The organism is Streptomyces sp. TG1A-60, assembly GCF_037201975.1.
GTDB lineage: Bacteria > Actinomycetota > Actinomycetes > Streptomycetales > Streptomycetaceae > Streptomyces.
Map to the genome: position 1 here is coordinate 2,909,032 of NZ_CP147520.1, position 20,989 is coordinate 2,930,020.

14 protein-coding genes and 1 pseudogene are annotated in these 20,989 nt (G+C 70.1%); 11 read left to right on the top strand and 4 right to left on the bottom strand.

Translation table 11 applies throughout. The annotated features are described in order from the left end of the window. Positions 1-112 precede the first annotated feature (112 nt). Complete coding sequence (gene glpX / locus WBG99_RS11990; RefSeq protein WP_338896319.1) at positions 113-1,147, top strand: class II fructose-bisphosphatase; 1,035 nt, start codon at positions 113-115, stop codon at positions 1,145-1,147. Positions 1,148-1,335: 188 nt separating this feature from the next. Here glpX and WBG99_RS11995 read toward each other — a convergent pair whose 3' ends face one another. Together WBG99_RS11995 and WBG99_RS12000 are read right to left on the bottom strand one after the other, a co-directional pair. Next, positions 1,336-1,713 carry a WhiB family transcriptional regulator gene (locus WBG99_RS11995; RefSeq protein ID WP_338896320.1) on the bottom strand — a complete coding sequence of 126 codons (378 nt, stop codon included), beginning with the start codon at positions 1,711-1,713 and terminating at the stop codon, positions 1,336-1,338. A 172-nt stretch (positions 1,714-1,885) separates the two neighbouring features. Beyond that, on the bottom strand, positions 1,886-2,608 hold the full coding sequence (locus WBG99_RS12000) for a DUF1707 domain-containing protein (protein WP_338896321.1): 723 nt from the start codon (positions 2,606-2,608) through the stop codon (positions 1,886-1,888). A 201-nt stretch (positions 2,609-2,809) separates the two neighbouring features. On the opposite strand from WBG99_RS12000, the gene WBG99_RS12005 reads away from it, so the two are divergent. The 4 genes from WBG99_RS12005 (at position 2,810) to WBG99_RS12020 (ending at position 9,519) form a co-directional block, all read left to right on the top strand. Next, positions 2,810-4,480, top strand: a complete 1,671-nt coding sequence (locus WBG99_RS12005) for a fumarate hydratase (protein ID WP_338896322.1) — start codon at positions 2,810-2,812, stop codon at positions 4,478-4,480. A 384-nt stretch (positions 4,481-4,864) separates the two neighbouring features. After that, positions 4,865-6,250: a class II fumarate hydratase gene (locus WBG99_RS12010; protein WP_338896323.1), complete on the top strand. Its 1,386-nt coding sequence runs from the start codon at positions 4,865-4,867 to the stop codon at positions 6,248-6,250. A 118-nt stretch (positions 6,251-6,368) separates the two neighbouring features. Then, positions 6,369-7,061, top strand: coding sequence for a DUF402 domain-containing protein (locus WBG99_RS12015; RefSeq protein WP_338896324.1), 693 nt, complete (start codon positions 6,369-6,371; stop codon positions 7,059-7,061). Between the two features lie 340 nt (positions 7,062-7,401). Further along, positions 7,402-9,519, top strand: coding sequence for a SpoIIE family protein phosphatase (locus WBG99_RS12020; RefSeq protein WP_338896325.1), 2,118 nt, complete (start codon positions 7,402-7,404; stop codon positions 9,517-9,519). A 139-nt stretch (positions 9,520-9,658) separates the two neighbouring features. On the opposite strand, the gene WBG99_RS12025 is transcribed toward WBG99_RS12020, so the two are convergent. Further along, positions 9,659-12,034 (bottom strand): transglycosylase domain-containing protein, encoded by a 2,376-nt coding sequence (locus WBG99_RS12025; RefSeq protein ID WP_338900302.1) that lies wholly within the window; start codon positions 12,032-12,034, stop codon positions 9,659-9,661. A 334-nt stretch (positions 12,035-12,368) separates the two neighbouring features. Between WBG99_RS12025 and WBG99_RS12030 the strand changes: the two genes are divergently transcribed. From WBG99_RS12030 to WBG99_RS12040, 3 genes are read left to right on the top strand one after another with little or no spacing between them, the layout of a single operon-like run. Continuing rightward, positions 12,369-12,893 (top strand): PadR family transcriptional regulator, encoded by a 525-nt coding sequence (locus WBG99_RS12030; RefSeq protein ID WP_338896326.1) that lies wholly within the window; start codon positions 12,369-12,371, stop codon positions 12,891-12,893. After that, the gene (locus WBG99_RS12035; RefSeq protein WP_338896327.1) at positions 12,890-13,582 is read left to right on the top strand and encodes an ABC transporter ATP-binding protein; all 693 of its coding nucleotides are present in this window, start codon (positions 12,890-12,892) and stop codon (positions 13,580-13,582) included. Before WBG99_RS12030 ends, WBG99_RS12035 begins: the two co-directional genes overlap by 4 nt. Further along, positions 13,579-15,936, top strand: a complete 2,358-nt coding sequence (locus WBG99_RS12040) for an ABC transporter permease (RefSeq protein ID WP_338896328.1) — start codon at positions 13,579-13,581, stop codon at positions 15,934-15,936. Before WBG99_RS12035 ends, WBG99_RS12040 begins: the two co-directional genes overlap by 4 nt. 185 nt (positions 15,937-16,121) lie before the next feature. On the opposite strand, the pseudogene WBG99_RS12045 reads toward WBG99_RS12040, so the two are convergent. After that, positions 16,122-16,559 (bottom strand): annotated as a pseudogene (locus WBG99_RS12045) (crosslink repair DNA glycosylase YcaQ family protein); the annotation flags it as partial. A 728-nt stretch (positions 16,560-17,287) separates the two neighbouring features. On the opposite strand from WBG99_RS12045, the gene WBG99_RS12050 reads away from it, so the two are divergent. The 3 genes from WBG99_RS12050 (at position 17,288) to WBG99_RS12060 (ending at position 20,870) form a co-directional block, all read left to right on the top strand. Then, positions 17,288-18,061 (top strand): isoprenyl transferase, encoded by a 774-nt coding sequence (locus WBG99_RS12050; RefSeq protein WP_338896329.1) that lies wholly within the window; start codon positions 17,288-17,290, stop codon positions 18,059-18,061. A gap of 339 nt (positions 18,062-18,400) precedes the next feature. After that, positions 18,401-19,726 carry a PhoH family protein gene (locus tag WBG99_RS12055; protein ID WP_338896330.1) on the top strand — a complete coding sequence of 442 codons (1,326 nt, stop codon included), beginning with the start codon at positions 18,401-18,403 and terminating at the stop codon, positions 19,724-19,726. 424 nt (positions 19,727-20,150) lie between these two features. Continuing rightward, positions 20,151-20,870, top strand: coding sequence for a transglycosylase SLT domain-containing protein (locus WBG99_RS12060; protein WP_338896332.1), 720 nt, complete (start codon positions 20,151-20,153; stop codon positions 20,868-20,870). Positions 20,871-20,989 lie beyond the last annotated feature (119 nt).

A 20,989-nucleotide genomic window follows, 5' to 3' on the forward strand; every position in this document is an offset into this window, starting at 1 on the left:
CAGGTACACCGGCCCGCTCATCCGTGGGGTCCCCTGCTCATTCTGTCGGACTGGCGATAGAGTCGGGCGGAACCCTCACCCGGCCGTCGTCGTATCAGAAAGGTGCGCTCCGATGACCGAGAACAATCATCTGCCGTCCGAGCTCGAAGTCCCCTCCGAGGCCCCCGACCGGAACCTCGCCCTGGAGCTCGTACGGGTGACCGAGGCGGCTGCCATGGCCGCGGGCCGCTGGGTCGGCCGCGGGGACAAGAACGGGGCGGACGGGGCCGCCGTGCGCGCCATGCGGACCCTCGTCTCCACCGTGTCGATGAACGGCACCGTCGTGATCGGGGAGGGCGAGAAGGACGAGGCCCCGATGCTCTTCAACGGCGAGCGCGTCGGTGACGGCAGCGGCCCGGAGTGCGACATCGCCGTGGACCCGATCGACGGTACGACGCTGACGGCCAAGGGCATGACCAACGCGATCGCCGTTCTCGCGGCGGCCGACCGGGGCACGATGTTCGACCCGTCGGCCGTCTTCTACATGGACAAGCTGGTCACCGGCCCCGAGGCGGCCGACTTCGTCGACATCGACGCGCCCGTCTCCGTGAACATCCGGCGGGTCGCCAAGGCGAAGCGGTCCGCGCCGGACGATGTGACCGTGGTCATCCTGGACCGGCCCCGGCACGAAGGGATCATCCAGGAGATCCGGGAGGCCGGGGCGCGCATCAAGCTGATCTCCGACGGGGATGTCGCGGGCTCGATCCTGGCGCTGCGGGAGGGCACCGGGGTCGATCTGCTGCTCGGCGTGGGCGGTACGCCCGAGGGCATCATCTCGGCCTGTGCGGTGAAGTGTCTCGGTGGCACGATTCAGGGCAAGTTGTGGCCGAAGGACGACGCGGAGCGGCAGCGGGCGGTCGACGCCGGGCATGACCTCGACCGGGTGCTGACGACGGACGACCTGGTGTCCGGGGAGAACGTGTTCTTCGTGGCGACCGGGATCACGGACGGGGAGTTGCTGCGGGGGGTGCGGTACCGGTCGGAGACCGCGACCACCGACTCGATCGTGATGCGGTCGAAGTCGGGGACGGTGCGGCGGATCGACTCGGTGCACCGGCTGAGCAAGCTGCGGGCCTACAGCTCGATCGATTTCGAGAAGGCCAAGTAGCCCCGCCGGTTCAGCCGTGCGACGACGGGGCTTCAGCGGGCTGTGAGCCACGGGTTGTTCGTGGCCGGCTGCGCCCACGTGGCGGAGCCGGCCTCGACGCGGCCCCGCGCCCCGGAAAAGCGCGGCGCCCAACGGAAGGGGCGCCCTCTTGTGCGGAGAGGACGCCCCTTCGGCGTGTACGTACAGGCCTAGCCGGCCGCGGCTATCGTGCCCGCTGCCCTGGCCGCCTTCTTCAACTCCACGTCGCGGCGGCGCCTTCGGGCGAGGACCACCCGGCGTTCGGCGGCGGTGAGCCCGCCCCAGACACCGTAGGGCTCGGGTTGCAGGAGTGCGTGTTCTCGGCACTCGACCATGACGGGGCAGCGGGCACAGACACGCTTGGCGGCTTCCTCGCGGGAGAGCCGGGTCGCGGTGGGTTCCTTGGAGGGGGCGAAGAACAACCCGGCCTCGTCACGCCGGCACACGGCCTCCGTGTGCCACGGGGCGTCCTGGTCCCTGTCCCGCACTGGTACCCGCTGGGGCGGAACGGCAGCGACCTGCAGGGACGAATGCGGCGGATGCAGCACGGTCTACTCCTGACGACGGCTTCGCGAGCGAGAGACGATGCAGCAAGGCTTACCCGCTGTGCGCGGGCCTATGCACTGAGTCCCGAACCGCTGGAATCCGGCGCCCTCACCGTGCGGCCACAACCGGACCGGGCCCTTTCGGCGGTGTCCGCGGTGGCCTGATTCACAAGCGTCAATGGTCCAGGTGTCTGCGCAAATGATCGTCCATCTTGCGGGAGACGTGGTGGGTGACCCGGCCGAAGAGGTCGGCGATCAGCTTGCCCCGCTTGGGCTTCGCCTCGATGCTCCCCAGTACGGCGAGCCCGTCCACATAGACCACGGGCGCGTCGGTCTCGGCCGAATCCAGCGCGTCCACCTCGAAGCTGCCGAGGATGCCGCCGCCGCTGCCGCGCAGTGAGACGTTCTCCGGGACGCGGATCTCGACGGTGCCGAAGACCGAGACCGCCCTGATCATCACCTGGCGGTGTTCGAAGAGCGCCTCACTGAGGTCTATCTCGACGCTGCCGAAGATCGCGTACGCGTGGATGCGGCGGCCGGCCCGCCAGCGCCCCTTGCGCATCGAGGCGCTGAAGACGGCCATCAGCCGGTCGTCGGGGTCGATCGGGATGGCGCCCGGCGTCGGGCGGTCGGGCACGGTGGAGACGCGCGGCACATACGGCGACGCCGCCTTCCGGGCCTGACCGGCCGGCAGGTCCCGTACGAAGACGTCCAGTTCGCCCACCGTCTTGGCGGCGAGCACGCCCTCGACCCGCTCGGCGTGCTCCTCGGCGGTGAGGCGGCCCTCGGCGAGGGCGTCGCGCAGGAGGTCGGCCATGCGGTCGCGGTCGGCGTCGGAGGCGCGCAGCTCGGCGGACGGCAACGGCGGTTGTCGGGTGGGGCGCTTCTGAAGGTCCACGACAGCAGAGTACCCACTCGCGATAGATCGCGACCAGGGGTGTGGACAACCTCGTGACGCCGAACTGAGCCTTACCTCACAGGCCCGGCGTCCGGGCCAGGTCCTACGCTGGTGGCGCTGCCAACGGAGGTCAGCCGTCGGCGAGTGGGCCGAAGGGCACGCGAGCCTGACACCAGCCTTGTCGAGTGAGGAATGGGCGACATGCCTGAGTTCGAGTACACCGATCTGCTTCCCGTGGGAGAGGACACCACCCCCTACCGGCTGGTGACCTCCGAGGGTGTCTCCACCTTCGAGGCCGACGGGCGCACGTTCCTCAAGGTGGAACCGGAGGCGCTGCGCAAGCTCGCCGCCGAGGCCGTCCACGACATCCAGCACTATCTGCGCCCGGCCCACCTCGCGCAGCTGCGCCGGATCATCGACGACCCCGAGGCGTCGTCGAACGACAAGTTCGTGGCCCTCGATCTCCTGAAGAACGCGAACATCGCCGCCGCGGGCGTCCTCCCCATGTGCCAGGACACCGGTACGGCGATCGTGATGGGCAAGCGCGGGCAGAACGTCCTCACGGAGGGAGGCGACGAGGCGGCCCTGTCCCGGGGCATCTACGACGCGTACCTGAACCTCAACCTGCGTTACTCGCAGATGGCTCCGCTCACCATGTGGGAGGAGAAGAACACCGGCTCCAACCTCCCGGCCCAGATCGAGCTGTACGCGACGGACGGCGGGGCGTACAAGTTCCTCTTCATGGCCAAGGGCGGCGGGTCCGCGAACAAGAGCTTCCTGTACCAGGAGACGAAGGCCGTCCTGAACGAGGCCTCGATGATGAAGTTCCTGGAGGAGAAGATCCGTTCGCTGGGTACGGCCGCCTGCCCGCCCTACCACCTGGCGATCGTCGTCGGCGGTACGTCCGCGGAGTACGCGCTGAAGACGGCCAAGTACGCCTCCGCGCACTACCTGGACGAGATCCCGGCGGAGGGTTCGCCGCTCGGGCACGGGTTCCGGGACAAGGAACTGGAGGAGAGGGTCTTCGAGCTGACGCAGCGGATCGGTATCGGCGCGCAGTTCGGCGGCAAGTACTTCTGCCACGACGTACGGGTCGTCCGCCTCCCCCGGCACGGCGCGTCCTGCCCGGTCGCGATCGCCGTGTCCTGTTCGGCCGACCGGCAGGCCGTCGCGAAGATCACCGCCGAGGGGGTGTTCCTGGAGCAGCTGGAGACGGACCCGGCGCGGTTCCTTCCCGACACGACGGACGAGCATCTGGACGAGTCGTCGGACGTGGTGCGCATCGACCTCAACCAGCCGATGGACGACATCCTCGCCGAGCTGACCAGGTACCCGGTGAAGACGCGGCTTTCGCTGTCCGGTCCGCTGGTCGTGGCCCGCGACATCGCGCACGCCAAGATCAAGGAGCGGCTGGACGCGGGCGAGGGGATGCCGCAGTACCTGAAGGACCACCCGGTGTACTACGCCGGGCCGGCGAAGACGCCCGAGGGGTACGCGTCGGGGTCGTTCGGCCCGACGACGGCCGGGCGGATGGACTCGTACGTGGAGCAGTTCCAGGCGGCGGGCGGGTCCAAGGTGATGCTGGCGAAGGGGAACCGTTCGCAGCAGGTCACGGACGCGTGCGGGTCGCACGGCGGGTTCTACCTGGGCTCGATCGGCGGCCCGGCGGCCCGGCTCGCCCAGGACTGCATCAAGAAGGTCGAGGTCGTCGAGTACGAGGAGCTCGGCATGGAGGCGGTCTGGAAGATCGAGGTCGAGGACTTCCCGGCGTTCATCGTCGTCGACGACAAGGGAAACGACTTCTTCACTTCGCGGGAACCGGAGCAGCCGACGTTCACCAACATCCCGGTCCGGGGCCCTGGCCTGGCCTGAGTCGCCGTCTAGAACCTCCAGACCCCTCGGCGGACGCCGGGGGGTCTATTGCTGCGGGCGGGGCAGGAGCCGACGCGTACGGGCGCGCTACGACCGTGCGCCCCCGCACCGGCCGTCACACCGGTTTATGCGACAACGCGCATGGTCGCGTGACCGCATAGGCGACATCTCAGGGTCGGTCGTCCGAACGAGACCTTGCAAATCACCCTGCCCTTGCGGAAGACGACGGCCTTCAGCGGGATCGACGTGGCCGTGACCGGGCGGCGGGCATCGGCCGCCGCCCGGTGTCACGGCGGTGACACCGACATCGGCGCAGGGGTTCCGTGCTCACCCGCGCGGGGTACGGCCGGGAACATCACGGCCGGCCGGGACGCTGTACCGGTCATGAGTGACTACCGCGTCGAACACGACTCCATGGGCGAGGTCCGCGTGCCGGCGGACGCCAAGTGGCGGGCCCAGACACAGCGGGCGGTCGAGAACTTCCCGATCTCGGGGCAGCGCGTCGAGCGCGCCCACATCGAGGCGCTGGCCCGGATCAAGGGCGCCGCCGCGAAGGTGAACGCCGAACTGGGCGTGCTCGACAAGGACGTGGCCGAGGCGATCCAGGACGCGGCCGGGGAGGTCGCGGAGGGGCGCTGGGACGAGCACTTCCCGGTGGACGTGTTCCAGACCGGGTCCGGGACCTCGTCGAACATGAACACCAACGAGGTCATCGCCACGCTGGCGACCGAGCGGCTCGGCCGGGACGTGCACCCGAACGACCACGTCAACGCCTCGCAGTCGTCCAACGACGTCTTCCCCTCCTCGATCCACGTCGCCGCCACCGCCGCCGTCACCCGTGACCTCGTCCCGGCGCTCGACCACCTCGCCACCGCCCTCTCCCGCAAGGCGGAGGAGTTCGCGGACGTCGTGAAGTCCGGTCGTACGCATCTCATGGACGCCACACCGGTCACTCTCGGCCAGGAGTTCGCCGGGTACGCGGCCCAGGTGCGGTACGGCATCGAGCGGTTGGAGGCGTCCCTCCCCCGGCTCGCCGAACTCCCCCTCGGCGGTACGGCCGTCGGGACCGGGATCAACACGCCGCCCGGGTTCGCCGCCGCCGTCATCGCCGAGGTCGCGCGGGCCACCGGACTGCCCCTCACCGAGGCCCGCGACCACTTCGAGGCGCAGGGCGCGCGGGACGGGATCGTCGAGACGTCCGGGCAGCTCCGTACGATCGCGGTGTCCCTCACCAAGATCGCCAACGATCTGCGGTGGATGGCGTCCGGACCGCGCACCGGCCTCGCGGAGATCTCCCTGCCCGACCTCCAGCCGGGCTCCTCGATCATGCCCGGCAAGGTCAACCCGGTGATCCCGGAGGCCGTCCTCATGGTCGCCGCCCAGGTCACGGGGAACGACACGACGGTCACCGTGGCGGGCGCGTCCGGCAACTTCGAGCTGAACGTCATGCTGCCGGTCATCGCCAGGAACGTGCTCGAATCGATCCGTCTGCTCGCGAACGTCTCGCGGCTGCTCGCCGACCGGACCGTGGACGGGATCGTCGCGCACCGGGAGCGGGCCCGGGAGTACGCCGAGTCCTCGCCGTCCGTGGTCACCCCGCTCAACAAGTACATCGGATACGAGGAGGCAGCGAAGGTCGCCAAGAAGGCGCTGGCCGAGCGGAGGACGATCCGGGAGGTCGTCCTGGAGAGCGGGTACGTGGAGCGCGGCGCGCTCACCCCGGAGCAGCTCGACGAGGCCCTGGACGTCCTCAGGATGACGCGCCCGTGACCGGACGGCGGGCTCTTCGGCCGCCCCCGGGTCTCACGGCGGTGACCGCGTTCCCGCCGGGGCGTGAACCGTGACGGGTACCACCGCGTCGTATGCGCATGACACCTAATATCTGTTCATGGCAGACGACGGAGTGGTGAGACGGGTGGAAGCGGGCGGGTCGGCGGGGTTCTGGGAGCCCGGAAGCCGGATCCTGTGGCGTTACCGGGAGAACGCCGGCGAGGGCTTCCACATCGCGCGGCCCGTCACCGTGGTCCGTGACGACGAGGACCTGCTGGCCGTGTGGCTCGCCTCCGGCACCGAATGTGTGAAGCCCGTGATGGCGGACGGCACTTCGGTGCAAGCCGAGCCGCTGGCGTCCCGGTACAAGAAGCCGCGTGACGTGCGGCGCGGCCGGTGGTTCGGCACCGGGGTGCTGAAGCTGGCGCGGCCGGGCGAGCCGTGGTCGGTGTGGCTGTTCTGGGAGCCGGGTTGGCATTTCAAGAACTGGTACGTCAACCTGGAGTCGCCGCTGGCCCGTTGGGACGGCGGCGTGGACTCCGAGGACCACTTCCTGGACATCTGTGTGTACCCGGACCGGTCCTGGGAATGGCGGGACGAGGACGAGTTCGCGCAGGCTCAGCTGGACGGCCTGATGGGTGCTCAGGCGGCCGAGCGGGTGCGGGAGGCGGGACGGGCCGCCGTGGAGACGATCCGCGCGTGGGGCCCGCCGTTCACGGACGGCTGGCAGGACTGGCGCCCGAATCCGGCATGGGGGGTACCGTCTCTCCCGGACGACTGGGACCGTACGCCCGCGCGCTTGTCCTCATGAGACCCTTGATGCGCCCCCGGGCCACAACCGTAGGATCGTCCTCCGCAAGGGTGCACAGGGGCAACTTCGGCAGTTCGCGCAGTGCTTGACCGTACGTCACCGAGGGGCGGCAGGACGTGATCAAGGGGTACGACGGCCATACCGGCATGAGGAGACAGCCGCGCGGACGGTCGGTGCTGTCGTTCGGCGGGCCCGCCGGTACCGTGTGTGGCACAGGAACTGCTCCTGGCCACGAGGGAATTCCGTTCCCAGGACACGTATTCCGGGTATCGGCCTTTCTGCGGGACGAAGTTTCGGGTTTGCGGGACGCACTGCGCACACGACGCGCAGTCCCGGACGGATGGATTCGACACGCGTGACGGAGCACCCCACCTCCCACGAGCGCCCTCAGAGCGGCGCCGGCCCCACGGACCCCCGAGGGGCGCTCCTGCGTACCCAGGAGCCGTCGCGCACCGCGCCCGCCCCGGCCTTGCCGGCACAGGCACGCATGGGTGACGCGGCGGCCGAGCCGGGCACCGCGACCCCGTGCGCGAAGAGCGGACAGGCCGGGCAGGCCCCCTCGGAGCACGCCCAGCCGACGCTCTCCGAGCACTCGCAGCCCGCGTCCGCCGAGTCCGACCCGCACCGCCCGCGGCCCGCGCCGGAGACCATCCCGGCGCAACCCGGCGGCGAGGGCGACCGCTCGGGCGGCACCGGCGGCGGTCTGGAGCGGCGCGGAGGACAGGGCGTGCCGCCCGGCGCCCCCATGCCCATGCGGCGGGACGGCGACCGGCTGCGCTTCGTGGGCGCCGCGACCCGGCGGATCGCCCGGGGCATAGACCTCGACGAGATCGTGATGGGGCTGTGCCGGGCCACCGTGCCGACGTTCTCGGACGCGATCCTCGTGTATCTGCGCGAGCCGCTGCCGGTCGGCGACGAGCGGCCCACCGGGCCCATGGTGCTGCGCCTGCGCCGCACCGACCGGATCCCGGAGGAGCGGGACACCGAGGGCGGCTTCATGCCGGTGTTCCAGCCCGAGCCTGTCGACCTGGCCGTGGTGACCGCCGAGCAGTGCGAGGTACGGCCCGGCGGAGCGCTCGCCGAGGTGCTGCGGGGCGTACGGCCGGTCTTCGCGGACGCCCCCGCCGCGCACGACGCGCTGCCCGAACTGCTGGGGCCGGACGCCGAACTGACGGTGCCGACGGGCCAGCGGGCGATTCTCGCTCCGCTGCGCGGTCGGCGCCGGGTGATCGGCGCGGCGGTCTTCCTGCGGCGCCCGGAGCGGATGGCGTTCGAGCAGGACGACCTGCTGGTCGCCGCCCAGCTCGCCACGCACAGCGCGCTCGGCATCGACAAGGCGGTGCTGTACGGCCGAGAGGCGTACATCGCCGACGAGTTGCAGCGCACGATGCTGCCGGAGGCCCTGCCGCGCTGCACCGGCGTACGGCTCGCGCACCGGTATCTGCCGGCCGCCGAGACCGCGCGGGTCGGCGGTGACTGGTACGACGCGATTCCCCTGCCGGGAAGCCGGGTCGCCCTGGTGGTGGGGGACGTCATGGGGCACTCCATGACGTCGGCCGCGATCATGGGCCAGCTACGGACGACCGCGCAGACCCTCGCCGGGCTGGATCTGCCGCCGCAGGAGGTGCTGCACCACCTCGACGAGCAGGCGCAGCGGCTGGGGACGGACCGCATGGCGACATGTCTGTACGCCGTGTACGACCCGGTCACGCACCGGATCACCATCGCCAACGCGGGGCATCCGCCACCGGTGCTGCTGCATCTGGGCGGGCGTGCCGAGGTGCTGCGGGTGCCGCCGGGTGCGCCGATCGGTGTGGGCGGGGTGGACTTCGAGGCGGTGGAGCTGGACGCGCCGGCCGGGGGCACGCTGCTGCTGTACACCGACGGGCTCGTGGAGTCCCGGCTCAGGGACGTGTGGACCGGCATAGAGCAACTGCGGGAGAAGCTGGCCGCGACCGCGCAGCTGACCGGTCCGGACCATCCGCCGCCGCTGGAAGCGCTCTGCGACGAGGTGCTCGACATGCTCGGCCCGGGGGACCGGGACGACGACATCGCGCTGCTCGCCGCGCGGTTCGACGGGATCGCTCCCAGCGATGTCGCGTACTGGTTCCTGGAGCCGGAGGAGATGGCTCCGGGGCGGGCCCGGCGGCTGGCGCGGCACGCGCTGTCCCGTTGGGGGCTCGAGGAGTTGACCGACTCGGTCGAACTGCTGATCAGTGAGGTCGTCACCAACGCGGTGCGGTACGCGACCCGGCCCGTGACCCTGCGGCTGCTGCGGACCGATGTGCTGCGGTGCGAGGTGACCGACGACGTGCCTCAGCTGCCCCGGTTGCGGCAGGCTCGGGCGACGGACGAGGGGGGCCGTGGGCTCTACCTGGTCAACCGGCTGGCCAAGCGGTGGGGCGCTACTCGGCTGAGTGCGGGGAAGGTCGTCTGGTTCGAGTTGAACCAGACGTGAGGGATTGTGCGGGGAGCGCCGTAGGGGGTTGGGCGGATGGCTGACCGCGGGTCCGTCTGTGGCTGATCTCGCGGTTCCCAGCGCCCCTTGAAACGCGAAGGGCGCCCGGTGATTTCACCGGGCGCCCTTCGTTCGAGCGCTACTCGTCGGACTGTGGCTCGTTCGGATCCGTCGGTAGTTCGATGTTGTCGCCGTCGTCGGGCGGGGTCGTCCCCGGGGTCGTCTGCGGGGTCTCCACCGGGGTCGTCTGCGGGGTCTCCTCCGGCGTCGTCTCCGGGGTCGTCGGGGCCTCGGTCGTCGGCTCTTCCGTGGTGGGGGTCTCGGACGGGGTCTGGCTCGGGGTGGCCGATGGAGTGGGGGTCTCGGTGGGCTCCACCGCGGCGCCCTGGGTGGTCTCCAGGTCGAACTCGGTGATCTTCCCCATGACGCCGAAGGTGTACGTGGCCCAGATCTGGGCGGGGAAGCCACCGCCGTTGACGCGTTCGACCCCGGCCGCGCCGTACATCGGGACGTGCTTGCCGTTCTTGCTCATGTCCTCGCCGAAGAGACCGACGGAGGTCACGAGCTTCGGCGTGTAGCCGGTGAACCAGGCGGAACGGTTCTCGTCGGAGGTACCCGTCTTGCCGGCGACCTGCTGCCCGTCGCGGGCGGGGTTGTCGCGGACGGATGTCTTGGCCGTACCGTCGTCCACCACGCCGGTGAGGACCGAGGTGACGGTGTCGGCGGCCTCGCGGGTGATGACCTGCTCGCCGATCGGATCGGCGAACTTGATCGCGCCTTCCCGGTGCTCGGCCGAGGCGACGATGGTCGGGGTGACCTTCTTGCCGTGGTTGTCGAGGGTGGCGTAGATGCCGGCCATCTCCAGCGGGCTGGCACCCATGGAGCCGAGAGTCTGGGCGGGAACCGCCTCCATGCCCTCGGTGTCCATGCCGAGCTTCCCGGCGACCTCCATGACCTTCTCCATGCCCACGTCGACGCCCATCTGGGCGAAGACGGAGTTGATGGACTTGTTCATGGCCGTCTGCACGGTGACGTCGCCGTAGTCGACGTCGTCCTCGTTCGGCGGGTTGAATCCGACCGCGGTGCCGTTGTCCATGACCTTGTGCCCGCTGTCACCGTCGTAGACCGTGCTGGCGGTGATCGGGTCGCCGTCCTGCGTCTCGGCCGCCCCGTCGACGGCCGCGGCGAGAATCACCGGCTTGAAGGTCGAGGCGGGCTGGTAGTCCCGGCGCATGGCGTTGTTCGTGAAGTGCTTCACGTAGTCGACGCCGCCGTACATGGCGACGACCTTGCCGGTCTTCGGGTCGACGGAGACCGCGCCGGCCTGGATGTGGTTGTCGACCTTGCGCTTCTTCGGGTCCAGCTTGCCGGTGAGCCGTTCCTTGACGGCCTTCTCCAGCGCGGCCTGCTTCTTCGGGTTGATGTTCAGCGTGACGGTCCAGCCGCCCGCCTCGATGAGTGTCCGGGCGTCCTCGGCGTCGGACGCCCTGTTCTCGGCCACGAGCTGCCTGGCCAGCTGGGCGTTGGCAGCGGTCACCAGGTAGCCGTTCTGGCCCTCCATGTCCGGGGCGGACTGGGGCTCCTTCGGCTTGGGGAGCTTCATGCCCGCCCGCTCCGAGGCGTCCAGCTCCTTCATCTCGACCATGTTGTCCAGCACGTAGTTCCAGCGCGCCGTGACCAGTTTCCTGCCGGTCGGGGTGGCGGTGGACAGGTCGTACTGGCTGGGGGCCTGGAGCAGCGCGGCGAGGTAGGCGCCCTCCTGGACGGTGAGGTCCTTGGCGTCCTTGCGGTAGTACGCCTGGGCGGCGGCCTGGATGCCCCAGGCGCCGCGGCCGTAGTAGCTGGTGTTGATGTAGCCCGCGAGGATGTAGTCCTTGGTCTTGGTGCGCTCCAGCTTCAGGGAGATGACCAGCTCGTTGAGCTTGCGGGTCACCGTCTGGTCCGACGTCAGGTAGAAGTTCTTGACGTACTGCTGGGTGATCGTCGAGCCGCCCTGCTTGCCCTTGCCGGACAGGGTGTTGATCAGACCTCGGGTCATGCCCTTGAAGTCGACGCCGGGGTCCGAGTAGAAGGTCTTGTTCTCGGCGGCGACGAAGGTCAGCTGGACTTCCTTGGGGACCTTGTCGAGCTCGACGATCTCGCGGTTGGTCGTGCCCGCGCGGGCGAGGATCTTGTCGTTGGAGTACTTGTAGATGTTGCTTTCCTGGGTCGCCTGAGGGTTCCCCTTGGGGATGTCGATCATCATGTACAGCACGACGAAGGCACCCATGGCGAGCAGGCAGAAGCCGAAGAACGTGCCGAGGACCTTCTTCCAGGTGAAGAGGCGGCGTATGAAGCTCTTCTGTGGTTTCTTGCCGCCGCCCTTGGCCGCGGCCCTGGCCGCCGCCCGGCCCCCGCCCTCGGGCCCGCCTATGACGGTCGTCGTCCCGGCTTCCGCGCCGCCGCCGGACGAGCGCCTGGGCGCCGCGCGGCGACCGCCGCGCTGCCGCGCTCGTCTTTCTTCCGCTCGTCCCATGGCTCCGGTCCGCTCCGCCTTCTGCTCGGTCTCATACGTCACTGGGGTCTCGTCAGCTCAGCAAGCTAACACCGAGCACTGCGACAAAGGGGAGTCGGTCCGTTCCTTCGCGGCGTGACAATGCGCACGCGGGGCGCTGACCCATAGACCTCATCCCACCGGAACGGACGTGCGAACAGGGCCGATGGTTGCCCCGTCAGACCCGTGAGTTGCCGACGGCCTCGGTGACAGAACCGTGACGATCGACTCTGACCTGGGCTCCCTCCACACCCGGCGGCCAGCTATACACGCCAGGTATACGCGAGGTGTATACGCCGTGTGTATAGTCGTGCCCATGTCCATCGGTCACACCCTCCTGGGACTCCTGGAGTCCGGGCCCCGACACGGTTACGACCTGAAGCGGGCCTTCGACGAGAAGTTCGGTCACGACCGGCCGCTGCACTACGGCCAGGTCTACTCGACGATGTCGCGGCTGCTGAAGAACGGCCTCGTCGAGGTCGACGGCATCGAGCCCGGCGGCGGCCCCGAGCGCAAGCGGTACGCGATCACCGAGGCCGGCATCACGGATGTCCAGCGGTGGCTCGCGACGCCCGAGAAGCCGGAGCCGTATCTGCAGTCGACCCTCTACACGAAGGTCGTCCTCGCCCTGCTCACCGGCCGGAACGCGGCCGACCTCCTCGACACCCAGCGTTCCGAGCACCTGCGCATGATGCGCATCCTCACCGACCGCAAACGCAAGGGCGATCTGGCCGACCAGCTGATCTGCGACCACGCCCTGTTCCATCTGGAGGCCGACCTGCGGTGGCTGGAGCTGACCGCCGCCCGGCTGGGCAAACTGGCAGAGGTGGTGATCCGATGAGCGTGCCTCCCGCCGGCTCCCTGCTCGTCGCGGCCGACCTGCGCAAGGCCTACGGCCCGACGACCGCGCTGGACGGCGCCGAGTTCTCGATCCACCCCGGCGAGATCGTCGCGGTGATGGGCCCCTCCGGCTCCGGCAAGTCGACGCTGCTGCACTGCCTCGCCGGGATCGTGCCGCCCGACTCGGGCTCGATCACCTACGACGGCCGCGAGATGGCCACCATGAACGACGCCCGGCGCAGCGCGCTCCGGCGCAGCGAGTTCGGGTTCGTCTTCCAGTTCGGCCAGCTCGTGCCCGAGCTGACGTGTGCGGAGAACGTGGCGCTGCCGCTCAGGCTGAACGGCGCCTCCCGCAAGGAGTCCGAGCGGACCGCCCTCGGCTGGATGGAGCGCCTGGAGGTCGACGACCTCGCCCGCAAGCGTCCCGGTGAGGTCTCCGGCGGCCAGGGGCAGCGGGTCGCCGTCGCCCGGGCGCTGGTCACCAACCCGCGGGTGCTCTTCGCGGACGAGCCCACCGGCGCGCTCGACTCGCTCAACGGCGAGCGCGTGATGGAGCTGCTCACCGAGGCCGCCCGGTCCACCAACGCCGCCGTCGTCCTCGTCACGCACGAGGCGCGGGTGGCCGCGTACTCCGACCGGGAGATCGTCGTACGGGACGGCAGGTCGCGGGACATGGAGCGCGTCGTATGAGCTCTCCTGCCGTCCGCCAGTGGTACCGGGACCTGGCGATGGGGGTCCGGTTCACCTTCACCGGGGGCCGCGAGGGCTGGGTGCGCGCCGTGCTCACCGCGGTCGGCGTCGGCCTCGGGGTGGCGCTGCTGCTGCTCACCGCGGCGCTGCCGAACGCGATGGCCACGCGGGGGGCCCGGGAGGAGGCCCGGCGGGACCTGGGGCTCGTCTACTACGCGGACGACATCAGGTCCAAGCCGTCCGACAAGAGCCTGGTCGTCGCCGACACCGACACCGAGTACCGGCACCGGGAGATCCGGGGACGGCTCCTCGAACCCGAGGGCGTTCACGCGCCACTGCCGCCGGGGGTCGGGAAGTTCCCCGCGCCGGGCGAGATGGTCGTCTCCCCCGCCCTCTCCGAGCTGCTGAAGGCGGACGCCGGGGAACTGCTGCGCGACCGGCTGCCGTACGAGACGGTGGGCACCATCGGCGAGGCCGGGCTGATCGGCTCGGGCGAACTGGCCTACTACGCCGGCGCCGACGGGCTCGCCCAGCGGATCGACGGCTCGGTGGTGGCCCGCATCGAGAAGTTCGGGACGTCCATGGTCGAGCGGCCGGAGGAGGAGGTGGACCCGGTCCTGCTGCTGCTCACGCTGGTCGTCTTCGTGGTGCTGCTGATGCCGGTCGCCGTCTTCATCGCCACGGCCGTACGGTTCGGCGGCGAGCGGCGCGACCGCAGACTGGCGGCGCTGCGGCTGGTCGGCTCCGACGGACGGATGACTCGGCGGATCGCGGCGGGCGAGGCCCTCGCGGGCGCCGTGCTGGGACTGCTCTTCGGCACCGGGTTCTTCCTGCTCGGCAGGGAGGTCGCCGGCTCGGTCGAGGTGTTCGACATCAGCGTGTTCCCGAGCTATCTCAACCCCTCCCCCAGCCTCGCCCTGCTGGTGGCGCTCGCGGTCCCGGCCGCCGCCGTCCTCGTCACCCTGTTCGCGCTGCGCGGCGTCGTCATCGAACCGCTCGGCGTGGTCCGCACGGCCAGGCCCGCGCGGCGCAGGCTCTGGTGGCGGCTGCTGCCGCCGCTCGGCGGTCTCGCCATGCTCTACCCGATGGTCGGCCAGGGGTCGCAGAACGGGAAGTTCAACGAGTACATGGTGGCCGGCGGTGTCATCCTGCTGCTCTTCGGCATCACCGCGCTGCTGCCGTGGGTCGTCGAGGCTTTCGTGGCCCGGCTGGGCTCCGGCGCCGTCTCCTGGCAACTGGCCGTCCGCAGGCTCCAGTTGAGCAGCGGCTCGGCGGCCCGCATGGTCAACGGCATCGCGGTGGCGGTGGCCGGCGCGATCGCCCTGCAGATGCTGTTCGCCGGGATGGAGAGCAGATACACCAGCTCGACCGGGCTGGACACCAGCCGTGCCCAGATGCAGCTCGTCCTGCCGCAGGACCTCTCGGTGAGCGCCGCCGACAAGGAGCTGAAGCGGGCCAGGGGCGCGGCGACCACCACGGCGCTGTCCACCACGACGGTCGCCCCAGGCCCCGAGGACCCCGAGGAGACGACGGAGGTGACCGTCGGCGACTGCGCCGCGCTGCGCGAACTCGCGACGATCCCCTCGTGCCGGGACGGCGACGTCTTCGTCACGAGCGCTCCGGTGGACCCGAGCGTGGCGGACCTCGCCGCCCCCGGCCGAACGCTGTACTTCGACCCGTCCTACGGCCCGGAGGATCCGGGCGCCGAGATCGCCTGGAAGGTGCCGGCCGAGGTGAAGCGGGTGTCCGAGCGTGCCGATTCACTGCAGACCGGGATGTCGGGGCTGATGGCGACCCCGGGTGCCCTGCCCACGAAGACGGAGCCGCTGCTGCACGGCACCGTCTACGTACGGACGGACCCCGCGGTTCCGAACGCGCTCGACGAGGTGCGCAACGCGGCCGTGGCGGTCGATCCGCTCATCAGGACCTGGGAGTGGGAGTCGACCAGGCGGGTGGACCAGTTCGCGAGCATCCGCACCGGCCTGCTGGTCGGCGCGACCGCCGTCCTCGTCCTCATCGGCGCGAGCCTGCTCGTCTCCCAGCTGGAGCAGCTCCGCGAGCGCAGGAAGCTCCTGTCGGCGCTGGTCGCCTTCGGCACCCGGCGTCGCACGCTCGCTCTGTCCGTGCTGTGGCAGACGGCGATCCCGATCACGCTGGGCCTCGTCCTCGCCTCGGCGGTCGGCCTGACCCTGGGCGCGGTCCTGTTGAGGATGACGAACGTCGAGGTGGCCGTGGACTGGCCGAGCATGCTGTCGATGACGGGCATCGGCGCGGGCATCGTCGTCCTGGTGACGGCGCTGAGCATGCCGCCGCTGCTGCGGATGATGCGGCCGGAAGGGCTGCGCACGGAGTAGGGCCGCCTGTGGTCTGCGGGGTCACTGTGCCGGTCACGGAGTTCTCCGCCCCCCTGCGGGCCCCTCCGCACCCGGACCGGCAAGGGCCGCAGCGCTTCCTCTCGGCGCTGCGGCCGACTCCTCGTGGGAACGTGCAGGAGGCGTTCGCGATCGCGCCGGTGAGGGAGCCGCACAGCGATACGGCCCCGCGCCTCCAGCACTTCCCCGACCCGGCCCGCCCGCTCCCCCAGCTCCCGCTCCTGTCCGGCGGTCAGCCGGCCCAGCGGTTCCACCGTGACCGTCGTACGCCGCCCCCGGCGCCGCTGGTGCCAGACACCCTCGACCACGCCGTCGACCAGGAGCAGGGGGTGGTTGCCCGCCTGGCCGCGCGCGAGGGCCCGTTCGTACGCCGCGCCGGGGAACAGCCGCTCGCGGGGCTGCGCGGCGATGGACGGTGCCGCGCGGCCCGTACGTCTTCACCAGCGTCCGTTCCTCCCACAGCGCGGCCCGTACGGCCGCCCGCGTGCCGCTCTCCGTGCGCAGCCCCACGGACAGCTCGGCCGCGACAGCACCTGGGCGTGGGCGCCGAGCAGGGCGCCGGCCACCTCGGCGACCGGCGTGCCGGCGGGGGCGGGAGCCTGCAGGAACTGCCGCTCGGTCCGCCGCGCGCTCGCCTGCTCCCAGGTGGCCTTTCATGGTTGGGGCACCTCTCGTGCTCGTCGCCGTCATGGGACGACCGTAGGACCGAAAGAGGTCGGATCCCGATCTCTGCGCCGGTGTCCACATCGTTATCGCCCACGGCTTGGCTCCACGACCTCTCCGGCGTAGGTTCAGACCAAGGGAATTCGCGTGAGCAAAGCTGCGCGGCACAGCACCGCGCGGCGGGAGGGGGCCGCGCGGCGCCGTGCGCCCCACCACCGGGCACCATCGGGCGTTCCACCGCCGCTTCACCCGAACGAGGGCGCCCGACCGCTTCTCCCCGACAGTCGCGCAAGGTTGCGCAAAACCCGCAATCCCATCAGAATTCCACCCGCCCCCCTTGGAATCCGTCGTGATCCGGCAATGATCCCCCCTCTACCACACCCGGAATGAAGGCTTCCGCAGCTACCCTCGCGCTGTCGTCCGACTCCGGAGAGTAGTTGTGGCACGCCGATGCACGCAGCATCACTCACAAAGGGTTATGGTGGAGCCCCCCCTCGGGCCGGTCCGTCTCCCCCACGGACCGGCCCGTTTTTCTGCCCGCGCGCAGCCTGCTTTCCGTCGGCCCCGGGCCCGCCCCAACCCCGCACGCCCCTTGGCGCAGTTGGCCTCCACCCCCGGTAGGCTCTGCCCACCAAGGGGACCGCCACCGCACTGAGGGGCTGACATTCACGTGAACCTGCGCGACAAACTGCGCGGCCTGCTGGTCAGGGTGTACGCACGCAGGGTCGAAGGCCACCTCGACCACGCCCAGGTGCCCAAGCACATCGGCGTCATCATGGACGGCAACCGGCGCTGGGCGAAGGCCGCGGGCTCCACGACCGCGCAGGGACACCGGGCCGGGGCGCACAAGATCGAGGAATTCCTCGGCTGGTGCACCGAGACGGACGTGAAGGTCGTCACCCTCTGGCTGTTCTCCACCGACAACTTCGGCCGCCCCCGGGAGGAACTGGTCCCCCTCTTCGGGATCATCGAGGACGTCGTCCGCACCCTCGCCGCCGACGGCCGCTGGCGGGTGCACCACGTGGGCACCCTGGACCAGCTGCCCGGACAGCTGCAGACCGCGCTGAAGGAGTCCGAGGAGTCCACCGCGGACGTCGACGGGATACTGGTCAACGTCGCCATCGGGTACGGCGGCCGGCAGGAGATCGCGGACGCCGTACGGTCGATGCTCCAGGACGCGCGGGACAGGGGCACCTCCATGGAGGAGCTCGCCGAGACCGTCGACGTCGACATGATCGGCCGTCATCTGTACACCGGCGACCAGCCCGACCCGGATCTGGTGATCCGTACCAGCGGCGAGCAGCGACTGTCCGGATTCATGCTCTGGCAGACCGCCCACTCGGAGTACTACTTCTGCGACGTCTTCTGGCCGGCCTTCCGGAAGGTCGACTTCCTGCGCGCTTTGCGTGACTACGCGGCGCGACACCGCCGTTACGGAGGCTGAGATTCCGTGATCCGCCGGTATCACGCCGGGACGGAAGTAACGAGGAGTTCACCGGGGCGCCGTTCCACCGCATGGCATGGCGGCGCGTGTTGCAGGGCATAAGGCAGTCAGGTCGACACCCGAACCACGGGTGTCGGATCTCAGCGGGCGGCTCGGGGCCGTCCGCCCGGGAGGCCCTTTGCACCAGCCCGATCGTGCGGTCACAGCACGGACGAAGCAGCGGAGGGCCGGTCACCGGCCCGCGCAACGGGGCCGACGACCGGTCGCCTGTTCCCATCCTGCCCACCCTGGGTTTCATCCCGTCGCTCCCCGACCTCATCCGAGGGGGTACGTCCTTCCGTGGTGACCAGCACAAAGCGCCACAAGCCAGACCGGCGCACCTACGTCCTCGACACCAGCGTCCTGCTGGCCGACCCGAAGGCTTTGAGCCGCTTCGACGAGCACGAAGTCGTGCTTCCCATCGTCGTGGTCACAGAGCTGGAGGCGAAGAGGCACCATCCCGAACTCGGCTACTTCGCCCGGCAGGCGCTGCGCCTGCTCGACGAGTTCCGGGTCCGGCACGGCCGCCTCGACGCCCCCATCCCGATCGGGGACCTCGGCGGGACCGTACGCGTCGAGCTCAACCACTCGGACCCCGGCATCCTGCCGACCGGCTACCGCCTGGGGGACAACGACTCCCGCATCCTCGCGGTCGCCCGCAATCTGCAGGCCGAGGGGTACGACGTCACTGTCGTGTCGAAGGATCTGCCGCTCAGGATCAAGGCGTCCTCGGTCGGCCTCCTCGCCGAGGAGTACCGCGCCGAGCTCGCCATCACGGACACCTCCGGCTGGACCGGGATGTCCGAGTTGACCCTGCCGGGTGAGCAGGTCGACATCCTCTTCGAGGAAGGGACCGTCCACGTCCCCGAGGCGAGTGACCTGCCCGTGCACACGGGTCTGACGATCCAGTCGGAGCGCGGCAAGGCACTCGGCCGGGTGTCGCCCGACGGCGGCATCCGGCTCGTCCGGGGTGACCGGGAGGCCTTCGGCATCAAGGGCCGCAGTGCCGAGCAGCGCATCGCGCTCGATCTGCTGCTCGACCCGGACGTCGGGATCGTGTCGATGGGCGGCCGGGCCGGCACCGGCAAGTCCGCGCTCGCGCTGTGCGCGGGTCTGGAGGCCGTGCTGGAGCGGCGGCAGCACCAGAAGGTGATGGTCTTCCGGCCGCTGTACGCGGTGGGCGGGCAGGAACTGGGCTACCTGCCCGGCTCCGAGGCCGAGAAGATGAGCCCCTGGGCGCAGGCGGTCTTCGACACGCTCTCCGCGGTCACCAGCCGCGAGGTCATCGAGGAGGTCACCGCGCGCGGCATGCTGGAGGTTCTGCCGCTCACGCACATCCGCGGCCGTTCACTGCACGACGCCTTCGTGATCGTGGACGAGGCGCAGTCGCTGGAGCGGAACGTCCTGCTGACCGTCCTGTCCCGGATCGGCGCGAACTCGCGGGTGGTCCTGACCCATGACGTGGCCCAGCGCGACAATCTGCGCGTCGGCCGCTACGACGGTGTCGTCGCCGTGGTCGAGAAACTGAAGGGCCATCCGCTCTTCGCCCACGTCACGCTCACGAGGTCCGAACGGTCCCAGATCGCGGCCCTGGTGACCGAAATGCTGGAGGACGGACAGATCTGACAGAAAGGGCCGATAATGACCGATTAGGTCAACTTCGGTCGTCCGTCGATCCCTTGGATCCCTGGGCGCCGCCCGGCAAAGGCGATGAGCCTAGCCGGGCGGCGCCTCGACGTGTGGGGCTTTCCTCGAATCGCCCGGGTCAAACGAGGTGTGAGCTTTCACACTCACCACTGGATTGCCTAGCGGCGTCCGGTTACGGCAGAGTCTCATTTCTGTCAGGCCCCGCATACGACACACCTGTACCCCCAGCGGTACGGAGCAACAGCTACACATGATCAACTCCATAGCGTCGTCGTATGCCGCCCGAGCACCTCGCGGCGCTCCCACAAGGGAGTTGCCCACCGGGCCCGTGCCTCCGTGACCCGCAGTTGGGAGGCCAGCGTCAGGGGCACGATTGCGTCCGCCAGGGTCACCGAGGCGGGCGATGCTGGAAGGAAACCGTGTGAGCCGGATTTCGGTCCGGGGATTCGCAGTGGCCTCGGCCACCGCGGTCACCGCAGTCGGCAGTGTCGTCGGGGTCGCCTCGGGCAGCACCGCCCAGACCATTGACGACGCCGAGGCGGTCGCGAACGACACCACGTTGCTCGCTGACCTGCCTGTGGGTCAGCAGGCCCAGGTCCAGACCGCGTCCCTGACTGCCCAAGCCGACGCACAGGCCATCGCCGCCGACGCGAGCGCCCGCAAGGACGCCGAGGAGAGCGCCCGTAAGAAGGCGGCCCAGGACGCGATCGACAAGCAGCAGGCGGCGGAGCAGGCTGAGCAGGCGGAGAAAGAGCGCAAGGCGAAGGAAGAGGCCGAGAAGAAGGCCACAGCCGCCGGCTCGCTCGGAAACGCCCCCGTCAAGAGCTCGTACACCGTCGCCGAGATCCAGGCGATGGCGAAGGCGGTCGTGGCGAGCGACCAGTGGACCTGCTTCAGCAACATCGTGCAACGCGAGTCCACCTGGAACTACCAGGCCGTCAACCCGTCCTCGGGTGCCTACGGTCTCTTCCAGGCGCTGCCCGCCGGCAAGTACGCCTCCGCCGGTGCCGACTGGCGGACCAACCCGGCCACGCAGATCAAGTGGGGTCTGAACTACATGGATTCGCGCTACGGCAGCCCGTGCGAGGCGTGGACGTTCTGGCAGGCCAATCACTGGTACTAGGCCTGCCGCCCGGCGGTCGCGAACCGCCCGGCAGCTCAACCTTCCGAAGCCCTCCGCCGTCCTTTGGTGGGGGGCTTCGGCCATGTACGGTCGGAGTCCCGAGAGGGATCGCGGTCTCC